The sequence below is a fragment of the Fibrobacter sp. UBA4297 genome, assembly GCF_002394865.1.
Taxonomy (GTDB): Bacteria; Fibrobacterota; Fibrobacteria; order Fibrobacterales; family Fibrobacteraceae; genus Fibrobacter.
This window is the reverse complement of the sequence record NZ_DGUZ01000019.1, coordinates 38,177-60,399: the sequence shown is the minus strand read 5'-3', so window position 1 is coordinate 60,399 and position 22,223 is coordinate 38,177. Positions and strand designations below refer to the sequence as shown.

The 22,223-nt window shown below is 48.0% G+C and carries 18 protein-coding genes; 7 read left to right on the top strand and 11 right to left on the bottom strand.

The features are described 5' to 3' along the window. Positions 1–157: 157 nt before the first annotated feature. A complete protein-coding gene (locus B3A20_RS10985; protein WP_290764697.1) occupies positions 158–3,070 on the bottom strand; it encodes a DUF349 domain-containing protein in 2,913 nt (970 codons plus the stop codon). 226 nt (positions 3,071–3,296) lie between these two features. Between B3A20_RS10985 and priA the strand changes: the two genes are divergently transcribed. From priA to B3A20_RS10970, 3 genes are all read left to right on the top strand, one after another. Beyond that, positions 3,297–5,255 (top strand): replication restart helicase PriA, encoded by a 1,959-nt coding sequence (gene priA, locus B3A20_RS10980; protein WP_290764694.1) that lies wholly within the window; start codon positions 3,297–3,299, stop codon positions 5,253–5,255. Positions 5,256–5,349: 94 nt separating this feature from the next. Further along, complete coding sequence (locus B3A20_RS10975) at positions 5,350–5,985, top strand: hypothetical protein (RefSeq protein WP_290764691.1); 636 nt, start codon at positions 5,350–5,352, stop codon at positions 5,983–5,985. Between the two features lie 16 nt (positions 5,986–6,001). Next, a complete protein-coding gene (locus B3A20_RS10970; protein ID WP_290764688.1) occupies positions 6,002–6,535 on the top strand; it encodes a hypothetical protein in 534 nt (177 codons plus the stop codon). Positions 6,536–6,538: 3 nt separating this feature from the next. Here B3A20_RS10970 and B3A20_RS10965 read toward each other — a convergent pair whose 3' ends face one another. The 6 genes from B3A20_RS10965 to B3A20_RS10940 all read right to left on the bottom strand — a co-directional run bounded on the left by B3A20_RS10965 (position 6,539) and on the right by B3A20_RS10940 (position 10,754). Next, positions 6,539–6,679, bottom strand: coding sequence for a hypothetical protein (locus tag B3A20_RS10965; protein WP_290764685.1), 141 nt, complete (start codon positions 6,677–6,679; stop codon positions 6,539–6,541). Between the two features lie 9 nt (positions 6,680–6,688). Then, complete coding sequence (locus tag B3A20_RS10960; RefSeq protein WP_290764682.1) at positions 6,689–7,237, bottom strand: hypothetical protein; 549 nt, start codon at positions 7,235–7,237, stop codon at positions 6,689–6,691. Positions 7,238–7,796: 559 nt separating this feature from the next. Next, positions 7,797–8,654, bottom strand: coding sequence for a DUF6544 family protein (locus B3A20_RS10955; RefSeq protein WP_290764678.1), 858 nt, complete (start codon positions 8,652–8,654; stop codon positions 7,797–7,799). 18 nt (positions 8,655–8,672) lie between these two features. Next, positions 8,673–9,581 (bottom strand): hypothetical protein, encoded by a 909-nt coding sequence (locus tag B3A20_RS10950; protein ID WP_290764676.1) that lies wholly within the window; start codon positions 9,579–9,581, stop codon positions 8,673–8,675. A 24-nt stretch (positions 9,582–9,605) separates the two neighbouring features. Continuing rightward, a complete protein-coding gene (locus B3A20_RS10945) occupies positions 9,606–10,496 on the bottom strand; it encodes a hypothetical protein (RefSeq protein WP_290764673.1) in 891 nt (296 codons plus the stop codon). 21 nt (positions 10,497–10,517) lie between these two features. After that, positions 10,518–10,754: a hypothetical protein gene (locus tag B3A20_RS10940; protein ID WP_290764670.1), complete on the bottom strand. Its 237-nt coding sequence runs from the start codon at positions 10,752–10,754 to the stop codon at positions 10,518–10,520. Positions 10,755–10,970: 216 nt separating this feature from the next. Between B3A20_RS10940 and B3A20_RS10935 the strand changes: the two genes are divergently transcribed. Further along, positions 10,971–11,981 carry a hypothetical protein gene (locus B3A20_RS10935; protein ID WP_290764668.1) on the top strand — a complete coding sequence of 337 codons (1,011 nt, stop codon included), beginning with the start codon at positions 10,971–10,973 and terminating at the stop codon, positions 11,979–11,981. Between the two features lie 100 nt (positions 11,982–12,081). Here B3A20_RS10935 and gmk read toward each other — a convergent pair whose 3' ends face one another. From gmk to B3A20_RS10920, 3 genes are all read right to left on the bottom strand, one after another. Continuing rightward, entirely contained in the window at positions 12,082–12,642 is a 561-nt protein-coding gene (gmk, locus tag B3A20_RS10930) for a guanylate kinase (RefSeq protein WP_290764665.1), read from the bottom strand. Positions 12,643–12,746: 104 nt separating this feature from the next. Further along, positions 12,747–13,658 carry a glycosyltransferase family 2 protein gene (locus B3A20_RS10925; protein ID WP_290764663.1) on the bottom strand — a complete coding sequence of 304 codons (912 nt, stop codon included), beginning with the start codon at positions 13,656–13,658 and terminating at the stop codon, positions 12,747–12,749. Between the two features lie 167 nt (positions 13,659–13,825). Further along, positions 13,826–16,387 carry an NPCBM/NEW2 domain-containing protein gene (locus B3A20_RS10920; protein WP_290764661.1) on the bottom strand — a complete coding sequence of 854 codons (2,562 nt, stop codon included), beginning with the start codon at positions 16,385–16,387 and terminating at the stop codon, positions 13,826–13,828. 194 nt (positions 16,388–16,581) lie between these two features. Between B3A20_RS10920 and B3A20_RS10915 the strand changes: the two genes are divergently transcribed. The 3 genes from B3A20_RS10915 to B3A20_RS10905 all read left to right on the top strand — a co-directional run bounded on the left by B3A20_RS10915 (position 16,582) and on the right by B3A20_RS10905 (position 20,544). Continuing rightward, the gene (locus B3A20_RS10915; protein WP_173562255.1) at positions 16,582–18,657 is read left to right on the top strand and encodes a transketolase family protein; all 2,076 of its coding nucleotides are present in this window, start codon (positions 16,582–16,584) and stop codon (positions 18,655–18,657) included. Between the two features lie 157 nt (positions 18,658–18,814). Beyond that, on the top strand, positions 18,815–19,258 hold the full coding sequence (gene nrdR, locus B3A20_RS10910) for a transcriptional regulator NrdR (RefSeq protein ID WP_012820241.1): 444 nt from the start codon (positions 18,815–18,817) through the stop codon (positions 19,256–19,258). A 263-nt stretch (positions 19,259–19,521) separates the two neighbouring features. Further along, complete coding sequence (locus B3A20_RS10905; RefSeq protein ID WP_290764655.1) at positions 19,522–20,544, top strand: class I SAM-dependent rRNA methyltransferase; 1,023 nt, start codon at positions 19,522–19,524, stop codon at positions 20,542–20,544. Between the two features lie 120 nt (positions 20,545–20,664). On the opposite strand, the gene B3A20_RS10900 is transcribed toward B3A20_RS10905, so the two are convergent. Further along, positions 20,665–22,221, bottom strand: coding sequence for a sigma-54 dependent transcriptional regulator (locus B3A20_RS10900; protein WP_290764653.1), 1,557 nt, complete (start codon positions 22,219–22,221; stop codon positions 20,665–20,667). Positions 22,222–22,223 lie beyond the last annotated feature (2 nt).

Here is a 22,223-nt window from a genome sequence, read left to right as displayed (position 1 = left end):
TAGTCTGTTTGTCATTCCCGGCTTGACCGGGAATCTTCATTCTCTAGCGTATAAAAAGGAGATGCCCGCTCGTCCCCGTCAAGCGAGGACAGGTAGGCGGGCATGACAAGGTCTTTTAAGTGAACTTGGCAAGGTCGTGGAGACCTTCTCTGATCGCTTAAGCTTCGGTCGTTGCGGCTGCCGGAGCTTCTTCCTTCTTTTCGTCCTTGCGGCCGAAGGCGAACACCTGGTCGCAAGCAGAATTGAAGCGTTTCCAGATCTTTTCGGAGTGTTCACGAGGGACGGCTCCGACTTCCTTCCACAAACGGCGGAAATGCTTGACCTTGTTCATCGAGGCAACGACCGTTTGATCATTCAAGTCGGTGAGCAAGTCTTCGGCCTGTTCGCAGAGGAGAATCTTCTTTTGGAGATTGTTCTGGCGAGCCTGTTCCTGAATGTCGAGCTGGTCACGACGACGGGTGAAGAAGTCGTCGCAGACATCGCGGAATGCCTTGCGGAGTTCATCATCGTCACTGCCGCAAGAACCGAGCGTGACCCATTCCTTCTGGATGTCGCGAACGGCATCGGCGAGCTGGTTGGAGCCTGCGCTTTCGGCAAACTGGCGGACCTTTTCGATCATTTCCTGCTTTTTCTTCTTGATATCTGCAATCTTGGCCTGGAGTTCCGGGTCAGATTCAGCCATCTTGGCGACAATCTTATTGACGATAGCGTTGAAGCGTTCGTTGATGCTTTCGACGGCGTCCTTCGGGACCATGCCAATCGTCTTCCATTCGGCATCAATGGCCTTGTAAGCATCGATGACTTCCGGAGTGATGTTGGCGATGTCGAGAGCTTCGAGCTTTTCGCAGAGGGCCTGCTTCTGTTCGAGATTCTTCTGTTTGGCAGCATCCATTTCTTCAAAGTGGCCGCGCTTCTTTTCGAAGAAGGAATCGCAAGCGGTACGGAAGCGCGTCCAGATTTCGTCGGACTTGCTCTTCGGCACTGGACCTGTAGCTTTCCAAGCGTCCTGCAACTGCTTGAGCTTGGTGGAGGTGGCGTTCCAATCGGTCGAATCCTTGATGGCTTCGGCTTCGATACAGAGAGCGACCTTCTTTTCGTAGTTGGCTTCGCGGCTTTCGTCTTCGTGCTTCACATTTTCCTTGTGTTGGGCGTAGAAGGCGTTCACAGCGTCCTTGAAACGCTTATTGAGGGCTGCAAAAGCTTCTTTCGGGACCATGCCGATGTTCTTCCAGTTTTCCTGGATTTCCTGCACTGCCTTGAACTTGTCCTTCCAGAAAATTTCAGCGTTAGCAACGAGGTCTTCGACCTTCTGGCAGAGGGCTTCCTTGTCGACGAGGTTCTTTTGGCGTTCGGCGTTCTGTTCTTCGATGAACGGTGCGCAGTTTTCCTTGACCTTGTCTACGAGAGCTTGGAATCGGTCGCGGTAGTCTTGGAACTTGGCTGCAGAAATCGGGCCGATTTCACGCCACTTGCTGCAGAGTTCGCGGAACTTGGCAAGCACAGCCTGGCTCGGAGTTTCTTTGGAGAGCGCGTCCATTTCTTCGATGATGGTGTCGCGGTCCTTTTCGTTGTGCCAGTTTTCCCACTGCTGCATTTCCTGGAAACGCGAGGTGGCAATCTTGTATTCCTGCCAGAGGTCGTGGTACTTGAACTTGTTCTCGCCGACGATTTCCTTCCATTCCTGATAAGTGTCGCGGAGAATCTTGTGGATTTCGCGGAATTCCTGGTTTTCGTCGATGTTCTGGATGCGTTCGATGAGACCGCGGAGCTTCTTGGAATTTTCTTCGATGACCTTCTGGGCCTTTTCGTTGAACGCGCCGATAAGTTCGCTTAACTTGGTGCGGAGAGCGTTATAAGCCTGGAGAATCGGGTCATCGCCTTCGAGGAGCGAAAGCTTTTCCCATTCGCGGACGATGGCATGCAAGTGCTTGCCCGTGTTTTCATCGATTTCCGTTTCGGAGAGTGCCTGGAGACGTTCGAGAAGGCTCTTGCGGATGGCTATTTCTTCTTCGCTTGCGTTTTCAGATTCTGCGGACGGAATTTCAATCTTCTTTGCTTCCTGGGACTTGAAGTAGGCATTGTTGAAGCGCTTGATCAAAGCGGCGTCCATGACGGACTTGCCTTCGTTCCATTCCTGGATGATGGCGCTTACGCGGTCAGCGTTTTCTTCGGTCGTGCCTGCTTCGACAAAACCTTCGAGTTCAGTAAGCGCTTCCGTGAGGCGTGCAATTTTTGCCTGCTTTTCGGCTTCGGCATTTTCGGCAGCCTTCTTTGCAGCGTTTGCTTCGTCGTAGAACTTGTTGAAGCTTTCGTAAATTTCATTGAGTGTTGCAGCAGATTCGCCCATGCCGAGGGCGTTTGCTTCGTTCATCAAATCGTCGAACTGTGGCTTGGTGGCAAAAGCGTCCTTTTGGGCGGCGAGGAAGTGTGCCTGCTTGATGAGGGCTTCGCGCTTGCTCTGCAAGAGTTCGGCGGCCTTTCTGCCATTGTCTTCGGCTTCTTTCTTTGCACGAACTTTATCCGAAATCTTCTTGCGGACGGAAGTGTGCTTGGAACTCTTGATGAGGTCTGCCTGCAACGATTCAGACGTTACGCGGTCTGCGGCTTGCAGTGCGATTTCTTCGCTTGCATCGCGTGCTGCAATCTGGGCGAGCAAGGACTGCTTGGTGCACTGCTTGACAAGTTCTCTCTTCAAAGTTACGTTGTTTGTTGCTTTGAGGACATCTTCGGTATAGCGCGTGTCCTTGATGGCTTCGATGTAGCCGAGGACTTCGCTATTCAGAGTGGATTCGTTAAAGTCTTTCAGCTTCTTGACGATTTCTTCGAAAGCTCTCGATTCTGCCAAACGGCGTACGCCGGCATCGCTGTCTTTTGTCGAAATATCCTGAAGTGTCTTAATAATTGCAAGTTTCTTAACTGCAGCCATTCGCACTTCGACATTATCATCAGAAAGGGCCACTCGTTCGACAATGTCTTGACTAGTGAGTTCATCCAAGTCGGCAATCGCTTCGATGCGCTTTGCTGGATTGGAATTTTGCCATTTCGGTTTAAATGCGTCAAAAAAGCTCATAATATCTCCAATAGGTAGGCGGCGCCTTTTCGGCTCCGTATAGCATAATCTAACTAAAAAAATATTAAGGTCAGGAAAATCTATACGAATTTATGCCCATTTAAGCTTGTAACAATACTATCTTTGCCGCGTGGCCAAAAGAATTCCCAAAACGTCTGCTCCGGAGATGGTTAAGGTACGCTGTAAATCAGCGCTTCTGTCGCGTTTTTGCGAGGTTTACATCCCATTGTCCCCGTCGGTATTTACTTACGGGGTGCCGGAAGGTGTAAATATCCAGCGGGGGAGTGTCGTCTGGGTGCAGCTTGCCCGCCGTAAGCCGACGCTTGCTTTGGTGAGTCGTGTCCATTGCGATAAACCGTCGTTCGATGTCCGGTATGCGTGTCCGCATGAGTCGGGCTATGTGTTTTCTGAACGTTATATGGAATCGCTAGAATGGGTGTCTAAGTATTATATAAGTTCGCCCATGCGCACGCTGAACGTGTTTTGGCCTGCTGATTTTGACAAGTTCCTCGATGCCTTGCTGGCTGAAAAATCTGAACCTCGGGGCGAGGCTCTATCAAATGGACCTGAAATGGAGGTCTGTTCGGACCTGCCCCCCTTGACAGGCGAACAAGAGACTGCGCTTGCCAGTCTTGTTGAAGATTTGGATAAGGACGGTTTTCGTGGAACGCTCCTGCATGGCGTGACCGGCAGTGGCAAGACGAGAGTTTATCAGGAATTGGTGCGCGAAGCACTTAAGCGAAAAAAGCGCGTGCTCATTCTTGTGCCAGAAATTGGGCTTACTCCGCAGACGGCGTCTCGTTTTGAAGATTATTTGAAAGTTCCTGTTGTGGTGTTGCATTCGGCGCTCTCGGCTCCGCAAAAGCGTGCGGGCTATTTGGCTGTGCTCGATGGTTCTGCGAAAGTGGTGCTCGGGACGCGCAGCGCCATTCTTTCGCCGTTTGATTTTGATGTTGTTATTTTGGACGAAGAGCATGATTCTTCGTTTAAACAACAGGATCCGGCTCCGCGTTACCATACGCGTGACTTGGCTTTCCACTTGGCACAGAAGTATGGAGCGCTTGTTGTGCTTGGTTCAGCAACGCCTTGTCTTGAAACGTTCCGCAATGCAAAGGCTGGGAACCTCAAGCTGTTGACTCTCAAGAATCGTGCGACTGCGGCGCCTCTCCCCGAAGTGAAAGTGATTGATATGGGCAAGGTGCGCCAGCAAAAAGGCGTGCTCATGTCTCCTGCATTGCGCGAAGCGCTTTCGGATTGCATTGCGGGTGGCGACCAGGCGATTATCCTCATGAATCGTCGCGGTTACTCTAAGATTAGAGTTTGTTCTGAATGTGGTGAAACGCTTTACTGCAAGCATTGTCATATTCCGCTAGTTTATCATAAACAGTACAATGCGCTGATGTGCCATTACTGCGCAGCACTTTATCCGGTGGATACGCCGTGCCCGACATGCGGTGCCGAAACGTATGAATTTGTCGGGGGCGCAATCGAAAAACTCGAAGAAGAAATCCATGAATGGGTGGCCGATGCGAAAGTGATTCGCATGGATCGCGATACGACGCAGAATGTGGGCGCTGTCGAAAAAATATTGACATCGTTCAGGAATCGTGAATACAACATTTTGCTTGGAACGCAGATGGTCGCGAAAGGTCACGACTTTCCGGGCGTAAAGCTTGTAGGAATTGTCGGTGCCGATTCGGGCCTTGGCATTCCCGATTTCCGCTCAACGGAACGCTTGTATCAACTGTTGAGTCAAACGGCGGGCCGTGCGGGGCGCGCAGGTGGCGGTGGCCGCGTGTTTATACAGACGCTCAATCCGACAGAACCGGTGATGCAGTATGCCATTCGCCATGATTTTGAAGGCTTTGCCGACTTAGAATCTTCGAACCGCCAGATGGCGTTTTATCCGCCGTTCTGCAAACTTGTCGAAATTAGTTGCGGTTCGCGTGATGAAAACTTGCTTCGCGATACGGTGAACCGCCTCGAAAGCATTTTGCGCAAAGAGTCTACGATGACGGTCCTTGGACCTGTTGATGCGTTTGTACCGAAAGTGCAAAATGTGTTTTGGGTAAAACTTTATATTAAAACGCAAAACCTTGCGGTCGTACGTAAAGTCCTTGCTCCGATTCTGAATGCGCCCAAGGTATGGGTGCCTGGCGTAGAAATTAAAGTAGAATTAGAATAAGTGTATTGTTATTTTGATAACAGTTTTGTACATAAATGTTGACTGTGTAGAATAAAATTTCTAAAATTGCGGCTGAATAAAAAAAGGAGCTAGAATGATAAAGAAATTTTTGATTGCCACAATTATGTTTGCAAGTGTCGTCTTTGCAAATAATCCGTATGGTTACACTTCTTCAGAAGAGACGTCCGCCGCTGCTGGAGTCTTGAGTAAAACTCAAGAAACTCAGACTTCTGCTCCGAAAGAAACTCAATATGATGATTTTAAGATGGCGTTGGCGCTTCATCCGGTATCGCTCATTGTTGATGGCGTTCAAGGTCTTATCTATTTTTATGTTACCTTTGAATTGGGTTTTGGTAATCGCTTTTCCCTTATAACGCGTCCTGGAATTTTGAGCGGTGATTATGATGGTACGACCAACTCCGGTTTTAGTATTAACGAGGGATTCCGTTTTTACCTAAGCGGTAGAGGACATCGCGGATGGTATCTTGAACCTCAGTTTATGTATCTTTCCAATGACGTGAGTAATGGTCGCCATAGCGGTTCTATTTCTATGGTGGGTATTGAATTGCTTTTGGGCCGTAAAGTTATGAATGGTCATTTTGTCTTTGGTTATGATCTTGGTCTTCGTTTTACATCGACAAACAAAATAGCGGATGCCGGTGTTGACTTTGAAGTCATTGGAGATGGTCTTGGTATAGATCTTAACTTGTATTTAGGTTTCGCTTTCTAATAAAGGGAGGTTTAAAATGCGTTTATTTGTTTCTACTATTCTTGTTACGCTGTTTTTTGCCTGTGCGTCGTTTGCACAGTCTTGGGATAGTTACTCATCCAATGGGGCTGCTGTAAATAGCGAATCACCTGCGGCATCACGGACGTCGGATGGAAAAATTGCTGTTGTTGAAAAAAAATGGTATGTAGGCGGAAATCCCGCAACTTATGAAACTGTAGAAACCTTGTTGAAAACAAATCCTGAGGCTGCAAGCGAACTTAGCACGTCTAAAATCTTTTATTACCCTGGATTAGTCTTTGCCGCTATCGGTGGTGGGGCTGTTGGCTATGGCGTTGTCGCTTGGCTTACAGGCGATAGCGATATCGGCATGCCGCTTACGCTTGGCGGTGTCGGCGTTTGTGGTATCGCATTTTTGCTTGGTTATGTAGCTGGCAATTATGTGGATTCCGCTGTGGAAATTTATAACAAGAGCTTAGATTCTCAGTGGAGCCTCCAGGTAAAAATGGGTGTGACTCCACAGGGTGGAATTGGTCTTGCTTTTGCGTTCTAGCTCTTATTTGTCTTTGAGCAACCCGAAGATTTGACCTTTCACAAGCCAGCTCACACCAAAGAACGTGAGTGCAATTGCTTCGACGATGAAAATCTTTGCAGGAAACTCAATAGGCAAAACAAGCAGGAACAAAGTGCAGAACATACCGATGCCTCAGACCCTGTAAATGATGTTACGAATCCTTTTTTGCTTGGTGTCACTTTCGCCAAGCGTGAAAAGGAATAGGCTGTTGATGGCCAAAAGTATAAAGAATATAACGGCCGATGTTAAGTGGATGATGTTAGAAACGGCTATGGGCAGTTGGAAAAAGCCAACAATCTTGCTATCTGCAGCGGAGCAACCGCAAGGGAATATGACAATCATTAAACCGAAAATTCCGGAAATGGTTGTGACAAGTTCATCGCGCCAGTCATAGCCCTTGTAGCACATTAGGACGACTGCGGCTGTTGTAAGGATGCCTGCAAGTGCAGGGGTCAAGTAATATGTGGCCGAAATGGAGAGCGTGGCCCAAAAATCATCGGGGATTTTGGCGGGCTGAGCATGTGCGACGAAAGCCGCGCCGACGAGAGCTATCCACGGGAGAATCATTCCCAAGAAACCTGCAAAATTTCGGATTCGTTTCATCCAGGATTCTGCGCACCTCTTTGTGATTGCTTTTACGTCTTCAGAATTGCAACTGGGAGTAATTTTTTCCTCGCTCATAAAGTACCTGCTCTTTTAAGTTGTCTACAGATTGTAATATAACAAACTCTTGAAAATGTTTAGTCTATAATTCTACGATAAATCGATAAAAACAAAGCGCAGAAACGCCGAGGATAAAGGTGAGCACGATTACGAATTGCACAGGATGCTCGTGAAAATCGTAATCGGCTTGACCGTACGTGAACTTACCGCGGACAATCGCGCTTATGAAAAGTGCTAAGAAAAGAATGCCTAAAAGAAGTGTCATGGGGAATAAAATAGAAATATTATTTCCTAAAAATCGCTAAAAAACTACATAATGATTTTTACAATAATTGCAACTAAGTAATTGCAAAATAGCAAATAAGGCCAATTTTTGTCACTTGTAAATTTAAAGGCGTTTGTATGCCAGCAAATAAGCCAAATACTAGATAGTATGATAAGCCCGAAACCATATACTACTGCAGAACTTCCATAAAAGTTAAAAAATATCCCAGAAACATTTTTATAAGAAGCTGTTTTAACTCCACTATAAATCAATAACAATATTGAAAAAACTGTTGCTAATTTATGGATCATTTTACTTTACCTTAGCTCCATTCACTTTGCTGATTTCTCCGTCGAAATAGACGAAGTCTCTGTCTTTATTTTTCCATACTGCGCGGAAAACGGTAGGGCGTTTGATGCCGTCGGAGTAGGTTTTGTAGTTTTCGCATTGTGCTTCCCACGGGGTGTATTCAATGCTTCCGTCGGGGGCAATCTGCCCGCGGTCATTTGTTGTAAACGAGGTCATTTCGTAAGCGTTGTTGAAATGGAAAATTCCGGTTGCGGTTACGCCTTTGTTTGTAATTGTAGCTTCGACGGTGTGGTCATCAATTTGCTTGAATGTGATGAAATCTTTTAGGAGTGCTTCTGGCAAAAAGAATGCTTCGGCGAGATAGGTGATGAGACTTGCCTTGTCCATTGTTTGGCCGGTCTGGTCGAATAGCGTGATGAGTTTCGCGAGGACACCCTTCATGCCGCCTTTGCCGTTCATGTAATAATCGTAGCCTTGGAACGGGATGCCGAACATTTTGCTGTCGATGAACGCGAGCCTGTCGGGCGAATCGGCAATGTCCACATGCGTGTAATCGATTTTGATTCGCGGCTTATTCACGCCCATGCCAAAATCGACATCTTTGTATTCCATGGTTAAGTGCGTGCGTCTTTCGCTGCCGATGTAACCGCTTGTTTCGAGATATTTTTGAATGAGGGGAGGGAGGCTTGCGATACTCGCGGAATCTAGTGTTCCGGTGAGTGCTGTGACGCTTTGCAACCTTGCTTCAACATCGTTCTGAAACTGCGTCTTGACGGGCGAATAGGGAATGTTGAACCAAAGCGCCAATAGCAAAATGATGGCGCCGATGATAATCAAGATGGTCATGAAAGTTTTCTTCATTTTTTTTGATGTTTGAAATTAATTGGAACAACCTTTTGTCGGGTTGATTTTTGAATCGTTTACAAGACTCGCGGTTTTTTTTGCTAAACGCTGGGCGTTGGGATGATATTCATCAATGTCTGGAAGTTTCAATATTATCGTTGTTGCGTTTTTATTATTGGCAAGTTCAACAAATGCGAATGGATGGAAACATAGGTCTCCTACCCAGGTGTATTCAATTTCCGGTTGATAATAGGTGATTTCTTCAATAATGTCTTGAACTAAGTCACGCGGCAAGTCGTTGCGATAACAAGAATCTTTTTGCAATTTTTCGCTGCTTATAATTTCACTGCTTATATAACGGAGTTCTGTTGCTTTTAGAGTTATAGAATCTTTATATACGGATATATTCGCTGTGAACTCATCTTCTCCGTTTTGTATAGATGCGAATATATTGATGTCGCTATTTTTATCGGCTTCAGGATGGTTCGAGTAAAAATCGTTTATGGATAGTTCAAACCGTTCCGTTTGAAAAACGTATCCAAACGCTCGATTGTATAGAAATTCAGATCCTGACAGAATTAGGAAAAACGTAATAAATGAAATGGTGAGATAACAGGTCTTTTGCTTTTTTGTTTTTTGGCTTGTGGTGAGGTCAAATGTTGATAAAGGAAAAATAGCTATGAGTAGCCAGCAAATACACCATGCAAAAATATAGGGTCGCTGTGTAGAATCCTGCTCGTTGATTGCGTATATTACGGATATCGAAAGTGAGATGACAGTGATAATTGTGAGTAGAATTGATACGGTTTTCCCTGCAATGGACATTGCCCTGGGATGCTTGGTCGAAATGTTGGCGAAAATGCCTAATAGTAAAGGAATTATTGCAAAAATGATAAAAAGTACAATATTTACAATTATCATGAATAATGCGTCTGTCGGTTCCATAAATTCATTCCATTAGTTGTCTGTTTAAAACAAATCCAACGTGCTGTCCAAGTAAATTTCTTCGCGGACTTTGAGTTGGTGTTCGGGCTTTGTCATGTAGTAAAGCAAAAATTCCAAGATGAGGGCACTGCCGAGGCTACGGCCTTCGATTTTAAAGTGTCGGAATCCTGCGGGTGCGTAGATGTTTTGAATGTCCTCGATTCCGATGAAGCCTGGATTCTTCATGGCATCGGAAAAGCGGTAGCCCCTCTGGGCTGTGGGCGAGACGCATTCGTGGTCTTCGCAGTTTTCGCCGAGGCTTTTCTGGCTCACATTTTCGTAGCATTTTTTGCGGTCGGGGCATCCGAACCAGCAGCATTCATTGCACAAAAATTCGACCTTTTGCTTTTGCGCATCTGTGAGAGCTTTCAATTTGTCGAATTGCTTGTTCAGGCGGAAGTCCGGCACCACATAGCGGAATTCTTCGCGGTTCAGCTCTGCTTTGAATTGCTCAAAATCGGTGATTACTTTTGTTGTTGAGGAGACAAAGTAATAATTGGGGTACTTGGTTTTGATGTAATTCAGCAACAGGTCGGAATGGATGATGATGCCGTTTTGAAACGCACCGCTTTCAAACATTTTGCACAACTTGTTGCATCGGGCATCGGCGAGGTGTTCTTCTCGAATCAATGAATTGCTGAAAGTGAGCCTCGCTGAAATTCCGTATTCCTGCATGAGTTTTGCAACTTTCCGTGGCTCTGCATCTCCGAAACCGACGCGTCCGCCTCCCCAGATGCAGTCGCTCGGCGCCCCGTAAATAGAACCGATTTCGCACCAGTCGTAAAAATATTCCCGGTGCTCGCGAAATAGCGGCATAAACGCCTTGTACAAGTCGTAAAATTCAAAAAGTCCGGGGAGGTGGTAGAAAATGTTCATGTCAATATCAGTCGTACTGCATTAGGGATTGTTTGGCAAGTGGTCAAAATCAATACGCCAGCTTGAGCCTGTGCCTAAGTTATATTTTTTGTTATCATCCAAAGTGGTCATTTCTAGATAGACTTTGTCGAAGATTATTCCTCTGTCGGTTCGTTCTTGTAATTGAATTTTTTTAACGGTTTTACCATCAACAAGCCATTCGATAATGCAAGGCTCATAAGAATATGAACAGGATGTTCTACATTGCAAAAAGCGCATGGAGCCTCAAAAATGCAGCCAGTAAGTACCAATAGCGAAAAAAATAGTATGACAATCATGGCTTAAATATACCTTAAATTTAGTTGTTTCTAGAACATGTTTTTGCTGAAAAAAAAATAATTGAATTAGAAAATTTTTTTAGAAATATCAAAATGTCATAATATGACATTCTTTAAACGTATATTTGTCATGTAACCCTCAGAAAGGAGGCCTGCAATGGCAAATGGAATGTTTTATGTCAAGATTGAATCGCCCAAAAATGCGACTGTTTACGCATTTTCGCGTAGTGTAACGGGGATTCTCGATTACGTCGGGAAAACAACGCCTACAGGTGATGAACTTTCGCAAATGCAGTGCGTTGACGGGAGTGCTTATTTCACGCCTTCGTGGTACACCTATTTGCCTAGTGAGTTGCGGGCGACAGTTTGTGTTTATATGCCTAGCAATGTCGAGAATCTGGATGCTTCCCAGTATTCGTTCTTGCTGCATGTGGGGGCGTTGTTGCTTGCCGTTGATGAACGCGATGGTCTGCTTGTCGCGGAACTTTTGCGCCGTCGTGCTGCGGTGTTTGCAAACTTCTTGCCGCTTGTGCTTCACCTCATAAAGCCTGTAGCGGTGGAAGCGCTTTTTGCGTATGTCTATGGCGGTTTCCGTGGCGACAGCGGATTTGAGCAAGTTTACAAGGCGAATGCTCCGATTGCGACTGGTGAAACGGATGTTGCTGCAATTCTCTTTGCGGCTGCTCGCGATATGCTTAAGCCGAATCCCGAAAAGGAATCGCCGGAAGAAATGTTTATCCGCTATTTCCGCGAAGCAGATTCTTTTGATTTTACAATCGGACTTGTGGGTGCGACGAATCACCCGTGGGTAGCGGGCATTGAAACGTTCGAATCTGCGGCAAAGGCGGCTGCAGCATTCCATTTCTTCGACGATTCGACTAAAGTTGCAGTTAAAAGTCTGGCGATTTACGATTCGCTTTCGACCAAAGTGCAAGCAGAACCGTACAACCCGCACGATCACAATGCGATTAGCGTAAGCATTGACGATTTGGGCGCCAAACTCAAGGGTATGCAATCCAAGAGCAAAGCGGGGTATCTGCGTGCAACGGGGGCTGCGATTTTACGCAAGGCGCGTCCGAACTTGTTTGCCTATGGCTCTAAGTTGTGGCGCTTGGGGGCCGATCCGAGTTTCTTTGAAAATTCCATTGTCTTAAGAATTCACACATAACACCTCACACAAAAATACCCGCCTCTCGGTGAACGATGGGGCGGGAATTTTATCAAATGCGAATTCGATGTAGGATTAAGGCCAATGACCAGCAAGCAATTTACTTCTGGCTCAAAATAGCGCGGAGTTCATCGGCGGCTTTCTGCAAGTCGTCGTTCACGATGGTGTATTCGTACTTGCCCTTGGTCTTTGCAAATTCGATTTCCTTCTTTGCATTTGCAAGGCGGAGCTGGATGACGTCTTCACTGTCAGTGCCGCGGCCACGGAGGCGGCGTTCGAGTTCTTCGTCGCTTGGCGGCAAAATGAAGATGCCCGTGGCGTCCGGGTAGACCTTGTCGAAGTTCACCTTGCCGAAAACGTCGAGGTCAAACAACACTCGGTTTCCTTCGGCGAGAGTCTTCTCGACAAAACTCTTGGGCGTTCCGTAGTAGTTTCCGTGAACCAGGTTGTATTCGACCAGGGCATCGTCCTTGATCATCTGCTCGAATTCTTCCTTGGTCTTGAAGAAGTAGTGGACTCCGTCAATTTCGCCTTCGCGCGGCTTGCGCGTCGTAGCGGAGATGGAATACTTGATGTCCGGGAAATCCTTAATGACAAGATCCTTGAGGGTAGTCTTGCCCGCGCCACTGGCGGCACTCATAACGAAAAGCTTGTTTTTCATTTTTTAGTCAATGGTCAATAGTTGTTAGTCAATAGCCATTAGCTTTAACTAGGCTCTATATGCGCCAAATATAACTAATAACCAATGACTAACAACTCGCTCGTCTATTTCTTGTCTTCGATGTACAGCGGGCGCTGCTTGACTTCGTCGTAGATTCGGCCGATGTATTCGCCGAGAATGCCGATGGTCAAAAGCTGTACGCCAGCGAAGAACACGATGGCGGTCATGAGCGAAGCCCAGCCCGGAACTGTTGTCGCAGGGGAGAGGAACTTTTCGAGAATCGACCAGACGAGGAGAACAAAGCCGACGATTGTAGCAATGAAGCCCATGTAGAAGCTGATCTTGAGCGGAGCCGAGCTAAAGCCCGTGATTCCGTCGAATGCGAGGCGCAACATTTTCTTGAGCGGATACTTCGAGGTGCCTGCGGTGCGTTCGGCGCGGTCATATTTGACGCCAATCTTCTTGAAGCCGACCCAGCACACAAGCCCGCGCAAGAAGCGGCTGCGTTCCGGAAGGTTCTTGAGCTGGTCCACCACGCAACGGTCCATGAGTCTGAAGTCGCCGGTGTCAGGCGGAATGTCGATGCTCGTGAGCTTGCCGATGATGCGGTAGAAGCAGAAAGCCGTAAAGCGCTTGAAGAGCGTTTCGCCTTTGCGCTTGTTGCGCTGTGCGTAAACGACCTGGTAGCCTTCGCGCCACTTTTCGAGCATCTCGTGGATAAGGCTCGGCGGGTCCTGCAAGTCACCGTCGATGATGACGACTGCATCGCCTTTGCAATGGTCGAGGCCAGCACTAAATGCAGCCTGGTGACCGAAGTTGCGGCTAAAGTTGATGATTTTATTATTCGGGTTCCCGGGGAGGAGGCCTTCCACGATTTCGCGGGTGCGGTCCTTGGAACCGTCGTTTACAAAAATGAGTTCGTGTTCGATATCCTTGAGCTCTTCCTCCAAGACGCGGTAGGTTTCGGCAACGATCTCTTCTTCGTTAAAAACAGGTATAATTACGGATAAAAGCATAGTGCAATTATAGCAATTAAAAAAATAGTTACTAGTTAATAGTTATTAGTTACTAGGGAATTTTTGTATAAATTACTTCTAGTAAGTTGGTCATTAGTCATTAGCTAAACAATCGCGGCTTTGCCGCCATACAAAAAAACTAATGGCTTGTGACTATTGACTGTTGACTATGGTATAAATACCGGGTTGATGATGTCTACGTGGCTACAGTTGATGCCTTCTTTGGGGAATGTCTTGATAGTAAGCTTTTGGACACCAGCGATGTTTGCCTCGACTTTGAGCAATTCGCTGTTCTTAAAGAACGGCGTCTTTGCAAGCGACTTGCCATCACCGATAACTTCTACTGCAACGCCATCGCTGCAAAGCGATTCATCGTCAAGCCCAACGGAAAACCTAACCGTGGTAAACTTTTGTCCGATGTCGAATAACGTTGTAGAAGATGCGTGCGTGCCAATGCCGTTTATAAATTTTTGACCATTAACGCTGAGCTTGTTTCCTTCAATGCTTTCGTTCTTGTGCATTTTACCCCATTCTTGCTTGTGGCTTTCAATGGGGTAGTCCGTGAGGGCTATGGCGCCGTTTCCCTTTTCGAAGTAGAACTTGGAAACATCGGCGAGCTTGCTTTTGGTCGCTAGATCTTGCACCAGGAATCTCACCTGGTTGAAGCCGGCCTGTAAACTGGCGAGGTCCACTTCCTGGTCGTAAGATCCGAATTTGTAGTCGCCTTGTTCAATTATTTTGTCGTTGATAAGGAATGCAAATTTCCATTTGGTGGCGGCTTGTCCTTGTTCCTTGAGCTCGTAATGAACTTTGAGCATAGCGGGCTTTGCTGCTGCGGAGTCGGCGGGAACAAATTCCGGTTTGTTCACCTTGATAATTTTCTCTGGATTGTAGTTCTTGCGGCCGTTGAACTTCGCTATCTGGACCCAGTAGTTGTTCGTAATCAAAATGTTCTTGACGCCTGTCAAATCCATTTCGCGTTCAAAAACATCGCAGGTCGTGGCGATACGGTGTTCCACGGCTTTCTTGTGGTACGTGTGGCTATCCCAGCAGTCCAGTCCGCGGATGTAATAGACTTCGCCTTTGTACTTTTCAATCAACTCCTTCATTTCGCTGTTCGACATTCTGCGGGCGTTGTCGTAATGAATGGACGATATGCCGTAGCCCACAAAGTGCCAGGGACGACCGTAAATAAAGAAACGGTCCGCTTGTGGCAGTTCCTTGAGCCATCCGAGAATTTCATATTCTTCGATGGTCAGGTGATTGCGGTTGTACATGATATTGTCATTGAAATTCTTCTTGTAGTGGAATGTCCATCCGGTAAAGGCTAGAGCCACAATCAATATGCCAAGAATTGCGCCCATGCCGTTCTGTTTTTTACTGCTGGTCGGAGTGGTAAAGTACTGGACCATGTGCGTAATTGGGAGGGCTGCCACAAATGCCATGGATGGCAACATCACGAGGCTATAGCGCTGGTTGATTTCGATACTGAAATCGCCGGAGACATTTTCGAGAATCACATACGTTTGAACATGGTACAGGAGTAAAAATCCGAGAATCTTGAGATATGTGAAATCGCTTTTTCTGGCATCGTTGATGGCACGGAAAATGAGGTAAATGCCACCGATGGCGAACAAGTAGTTAAAGTAGCTGAGGAACGGATTTGTGAGATTGCCATTCTTGTCGAGCTTTGCAGTCATCACATCCCAGTTCTTGGCGAGGTCTTCGAAGAAGTGACCGTGGGCTTCAAATTCGCCACCCTGGAAACCGAATCCCTGGAAGTAGCTGATTGTGAGGAGCACGGGTATAGAGAAGAGAGAAAGCGTCACGAAGAAAACAGGGGCTTTCTCGTCTTTTTTGTCAAGGAGTCTTGGGAGAGCAAAGATGACGAACGCAAAGACGCAGAAGATTGTTTCTTGGCGGGTCTGGGCGAAGAATGCTAGGATGAGGGCGAGGAGCATCCAGTGCATGACCGTGTTCCTATCGTAAGCCCACTTAAACACGAACAGAGCTAAAGCCGAGAGGAATATATAGAGCGGTTCAACGGACATGGCGCGGAACTGGAAAAGTACCGTCGGTTGGAGTGCCATGAGTAGCGAGGCGAGGAAGGCAAGGAGGGGTTGTCTGGTCCAGGCGACAATTGCAAGGAACATGAGTAGGAATGAAAGCGGGAGCATCACGAATTCGGCCGTGAAAATCCAGCGGAGATCGCTGCCGAACAATGGCATGCCGAGGTAGTAAAGGAAGGATAACCCCTTGGTCTTGAAACTATTTGACGTGGCCTTGCATTTGAGGGTGCCTTTGTCGAATTCGCCCTGGTTGCAGGTGCCGGATTCGTGGTTGTAGTACATGTTTTGGGCGACGGACATAAAGACGCTTTCGTCACTTTGGACGCGGTGGCGGGCCTCGATTTGCGTGAAGGCGAAAATCGAAACGGCGACGGTGAACACGAGCGTCATGATGCTTACGGACTTTGTGGGGAGAATGCCCTTGATCCATTCCCTAAAATCCTTGCTCAAAAAACAGAAGAGGATGATCCCGAGAATGAACTGGATCCCAAAAAGCGGGAGTGGCCAGCTCAAATCCATCTGCCGGATGGTTTCCCTGTGTTTGATGTTCGGGGCGAGGTAAATAAGGAAGGGGATGGCTATGGCAACGATGGTGCCTAAAATGCCTGCGGGGTGAGCTAAGTTCTTGAATAATCTCAAGATAGCGTCTTTAATATTCATTGGGTTCCTTCTCGATAACACGTAAAAGCGCTCCAGGAATTGCTTCTTTTGGGACGTTTTTGGATTTTTTTAGGTTGTTGCGAAAATATAACTTTTTATTGCTTTGGGCTTTTCATTTGACAATATACCTTGAGAGTTTCGCAAGAAAAAACTAAATTTGCCGCGTAAAAACAAAACTCTAAAGGGGTTAGACCGTGCAAGATTCATTAGTTACAAAAGCAGCTGACAACGTCCGTATCCTTTCTGCCGCGATGGTGCAGAAGGCCAAGTCCGGACATCCGGGTGGAGCCATGGGCGCCGCAGACGCCATTACGCTTTTGTTTGCTGAATTCTTGCGTTACGATCCGGACGATGCCAACTGGATGGCTCGCGACCGCTTCTTCATGGACCCGGGCCACATGAGCCCGCTCCTCTACTCCGAACTCGTGCTCACGAACCGCCTCACGCTCGAAGACGTGAAAAACTTCCGCCAGCTTGGCAGCCGCACTCCGGGCCATCCGGAAGTTGATGTTGCCCTCGGTATTGAAAACTCCTCAGGCCCGCTTGGTATCGGTCACGGCATGGCTCTCGGTGGCGCTATCGCCGAACGCTTCATGGTCGAACGTTTTGGCTCTATCCTCGAACACAAGACCGTCTGCCTCGTTTCTGATGGCGGTCTCGAAGAAGAAATCGCATACGGCGTGGGCCGCATTGCAGGTCACCTCAAGCTTTCGAACCTCATTTTCTTCTACGACGCTAACCAGGTCCAGCTCAGCTGCAAGACTGAAGACGTGATGGACCACGACTTCGTTGGTCAGTACGAATCCTGGGGCTTCCGCGTCATCGAATGTGACGGTTCCAACATTGCAGAACTCCGCAAGGCATTCAAGGCCGCTTGGGCTGAAACCGAAAAGCCGGTGCTTGTCTATGGCCACACCACGATGGCCAAGGGCGCTATCGCCGAAGACGGCAAGAGCTACGAAGGCGCTGTCTCTACGCACGGTCAGCCGCTCAATGCCGCAGGTGCTTCTACTTCTGCTACGGTCAAGAATCTCGGTGGCAATCCGGACGATCCGTTCCAGGTCTTTGACGACGTGAAGGCCGGCTTTGAAGCCCGCGCTAACGAACTTCGCAAGCAGGTCGCCGAATGGAAGAAGGCTAAGGCCGCTTGGGACAAGGCTAACGCCGAAAAGTCCGCAACCCTCAACGAATGGCTCTCGGGCAAGGGTCTCAAGATTGACCTCTCTAAACTCAACATCAAGGAAGGTGTTGCAACTCGCGTCACTAGCGGTACGGTTCTTGGCTACCTCGCCGAAAATTATCACAACATCATCTGCAGCTCTGCAGACCTTTCGAACTCCGACAACACGCAGGCATTCCTCGATAAGACGGGCATCTTCCGCGCTAACGACTTCAAGGGTGCTTTTGTCCAGGTTGGCGTTGCAGAACTCACGATGGGCGCTATTGCAAATGGTATCGCTCTCCACGGCGGTCTCTATCCGATTTGCGCTACGTTCTTTGTCTTCAGTGACTTCATGAAGCCGGCTATTCGTATGGCCGCTCTCATGGGCCTCCCGGTCAAGTACGTGTTTACGCACGATAGCTTCCGCGTTGGCGAAGACGGCCCGACGCACCAGCCGATTGAGCACGAAACGCAGATTCGTTTGCTCGAAAGCCTCACGAAGGCTAGCGGCAAGGCCGAAATGCTCGTGCTCCGCCCGGCAGACGCCTACGAAACGCTCGCTGCATGGGAAATGGCTTTTGAAAACAACGACAGCCCGACAGCTCTCATCCTCACTCGCCAGGTCGTGAATACGCTCCCGGGTGAAAATCGCTACGAAGCTGCCAAGGCTTGCCGCAAGGGTGCTTACATTGTTAGCGACAACACCGCCGCTGGCAAGAAGCCGGATCTTACTTTGGTTGCAAACGGCAGTGACGTTCTCCTCGAACACCAGGCTGCTGAACTCCTCCGCGACGAAGGCAAGTCTGTGCGCGTGGTTTCCATGATTAGCCCGGCTCTCTTCCTCAAGCAGCCGAAATCCTACCGCGATAGCATCATCGTTCCGTGGACTCCGGTGTTTGCAAAGTCCAGCGGTCTTCCGCTCTTGTTCGCCCAGGTCGTGGGTGGCTTCGGTAAGGTCTCCGGTCTCGAACGCTTCGGTGCATCTGCTCCTGCTGGCGTCCTCGAAAAGGAATTCGGTTACGTTCCGGAAGCTGTTGCCGCAGCCGCTAAGGAATACCTCGCTGAATTCGCTAAGAACGTCGAAGACTTCAAGAAAGCAAACGCTTAATTAGCTAACGCAATCGAAACATTTAAAAAACGGTGCCGATGACGGTGCCGTTTTTTTTGCACTACTTCTAACTGCCTACTGTCTACTTCCTACTAAAACAATGTAATTTTATAGTGATTTTGCGCACTTTCCCCTTAAAAAGTGCTATATTCAAAACATGATTTGCCCTTTTTGCAAGAATGATAACGATAAGGTTGTCGATAGCCGCGTGAGTGGCTCGTCGATTCGTCGTCGTCGTGAATGTTGTGCTTGTGGCCGTCGCTTTACGACCCGAGAATATATCGAAGTTCAGCCGTTGACCGTTATCAAGCGCAGTGGCGAACGCGAACCTTTCCAGCGTGAAAAATTGCAACGAGGCATTATGAACTCCTGCAAAAAGCGCCCGGTGTCCATGGACGATATCGAACAGCTTGTGACGCGCGTGGAAAATTCGTTGCAGATGTCGGAAGGCTTTGAAGTAAGCTACGATCAGATAGGGAACCTCGTAATGCAGGAACTCAAAAAGCTTGACGCTGTGGCGTATGTGCGTTTCGCCTCCATCTACCGTGAATTTAAGGAAGTGGGCGAGTTTGTCGACCAAATCAAAACTCTTGATAAATAGACGAAAGAACGGGCCTTTGGTGGCCCTATAGACGACAAATGCGTACGGCGAATGAAGCAGGATTGCTTGCAAGCCTATTTCTGAGCCGAGCATTTGGCACTTGTGCAGAGACGAAAGAGTTGTCATCCTGGAGGGCGTGAAACGACCGACGGGATCCAGTGAATTTTCTATTTTTTCTGTGTCATCCTGAGCCCTTCGACAAGCTCAGGACAGGCTCCGCAACGAAGTTGCGAAGTCGAAGGATCTAGGATTCATTTTCTCAAATGGCTTTTGATTTAAAAAACAAGTTATCGATTGCGCTCGAAAAGCGCGCTCCGTTATTTGATGTAACGGATGCATTCCGTGTTGTGAATGGCGCTGCTGACGGTTTCCCGGGACTTACGATAGACAAGTTTGGCGACCGTTACCAGATGCAGTTTTTTGGACCGGAGCTTTTGACGAGCAAAACTGAAATTGTCGAGGCTTTGGCCGCTCTTTTCAATCCTATTTGCGTTGTCTCAAAGGAACGCCTTTCGAGTTCTGGACGTTCGCTCGAGAATGCTCCGATGGATGTCGTGATTGGCTCGCGTGAAGATGCCGTGGGAACCGTCCGTGAAGGTAATGCCAATTTTCATGTGGATTTGCTTGATACGATTAATCCGGGACTTTTTCTTGACATGCGCCATGTGCGCCTTGAAGTCGAAGAACGCTTCCGCGCCATGTCCGGCGCATCTCCGTCGCATCTCGCTGACTCGGCGAATCTTGAAAACGTCGTGCGTTCTGGGCTCCGCTTCCTCAATCTTTTCAGCTATACGTGCAGTTTTTCCGTACATGCCCGTCTAGGCGGTGCCGCGGTCGCTACAAACGCTGATATCAGCGGCAAGATTCTTGACAAGGGCCGTGAAAATTACGCCTTAAACGGCCTTGATTTGCGTTTTGGAGAGTTCTTCCGTGGTAATGCCATCGAATATGTGCATTGGGCTCAAAAGAAAGGGCATCGTTTTGACGGTATCGTGCTAGACCCGCCGAGCTTTGCGCGTTTCAAGGGCTTTAACTTTAACGTGCGCGAACACTTGATGCCGCTCGTTGCTGACTGTGCAACGCTTTTAAATCCCGGCGGATTCTTCATGGTGAGTTCCAACTACAGTGAATTCAACTTGAATGCTTTTGCCCGCGATGTGCTCGTTGCCGTTTCTTCCGTGCATCCGAATGCAAAAACGTCTTGGAAAAAATCCCAAGACGTAGACTTTGTCGGTAGCGGTTCTACAAAAGATTCTTGCTTAGTCGCTACTCTTGTAGAGGTGTGAACTTAGAACCTAGAACTTAGAACTTAGAACTTAGAACTTAGAACTTAGAACTTAGAACTTAGAACAATCTCTTGTCTAAGAGCGTAGCGGTCTAAGTTCTGCCAACTGCGGCGCAGCCGCTCACTCCTCACCACCGTCCATTTCGATTTTGAGCTCTTTGAGCTTGCGCCAAAGTGTGGCACGGCTAATGCCGAGCTTTTTGCAGACTTCAGTCTTGTTGCCTTTGCAAATGCTTAGGGCATGCAAGATGTGTCTGCGTTCCATCTCGTCGAGCGAAAGAATTTCTTCTTCTTCGGGCGCAGGATTATGCGTGATGAACTTCGTCGGGTTGTGCGTCAAAAGCCCTGCTCTATCCGTCTTGCCTGAAATCGGTTCAAAATGAATCGGCTTTCCGAGCGGATTTTCGGCAGACTTTTCATTCTCTTCCGCATCTTCGGCGTTGTCAAAAACAGGCTCGCTAGCGCTTTCTTTAAGACTAGCTGCGTCCTTGATATGCGGAATCGCAACCGTCTTTTCGCGTGCTTCCACTTGCACGTATTCGGGCAAGTCTTCGAGCTTGATGACTCCGCCTTCCGAAAGCACAATCGCATGCTCCATGATATTTTCGAGCTCGCGAATGTTGCCAGGGTAGGGGTACTTTGTCAAAGCGTAAAGAGCCGCGGGTTCAATGTCGTTGATTTCTTTGCCCTGCGATTCCTTGTTCTTTAAGATAAAGTAACGAATTAAGTTCGGGATGACGGGCTTCCTGTCGCGGAGCGGTGGAAGCTGCAAGTGGAACGTGTTTAAACGGTAATAAAGGTCTTCACGGAATCGTCCTTCATGCATTGCTTGTTGCAAATTGCGGTTGGTCGCTGCAATAATGCGGATGTCGAGATAACGGGCGTCCGTTTCACCCACGCGCCTGATTTCGTGACTTTGCAGAAAACGTAAAAGCTTGACTTGTGTTGCAAGCGATAGTTCACCGACTTCGTCCAGAAAAAGCGTACCGCCATTGGCGGATTCGAACAAGCCCTTCTTGTCGGAGGTAGAACCAGTGTACGATCCCTTCTTGCTACCGAAGAGTTCGCTTTCTACAAGGTTTTCTGGAATGGCGCCACAGTTGACCGGCACAAACGGTTCGTTCGCGCGCTTGCTGTAGCGGTGGACGACGTTTGCCAAAAATTCCTTGCCTGAACCAGACTCGCCGGTTATAAGCAAGGTGCTGTTGGTCGGTGCGACCTTATAAACTGTTTTAAGAATTTTGCGCATCTCGGGCGTGTCGCCGAGGAGGCTGTCCAACACCTGAGATTCCATAAGTTGCGTGTTGGACTTGTTTTGTTGCTGCGCCTGGATTTTACTTGCCGTGCTCTCCAAGAGTGAAAGCGTGACCGGCTTTTTCAAGAAACTGCTTGCGCCACGGGTAATAGCGCTAGCGGCTCCCTGCCAGTTGCGGTCGTCGCACAACACGAAGATTTCAATGCCAGGCTGGCGTTCCTTCAAATAGCTGATCAAATCCATGTTGTCGAGCATCAAAAAAGGAACCTCGATAAACGCAAGGTCTATCGACGTCTTTTTTATTAGCGGCATCAGAGTCTTATCGTCGGAGCAGACCAGGAGGTTCGTTCCGGCAACAGACCAGTTCCGCTGTAGCTCCTCGACAAATTTCCGATCAAAATCAGCGATCAGGATATTCATCATTT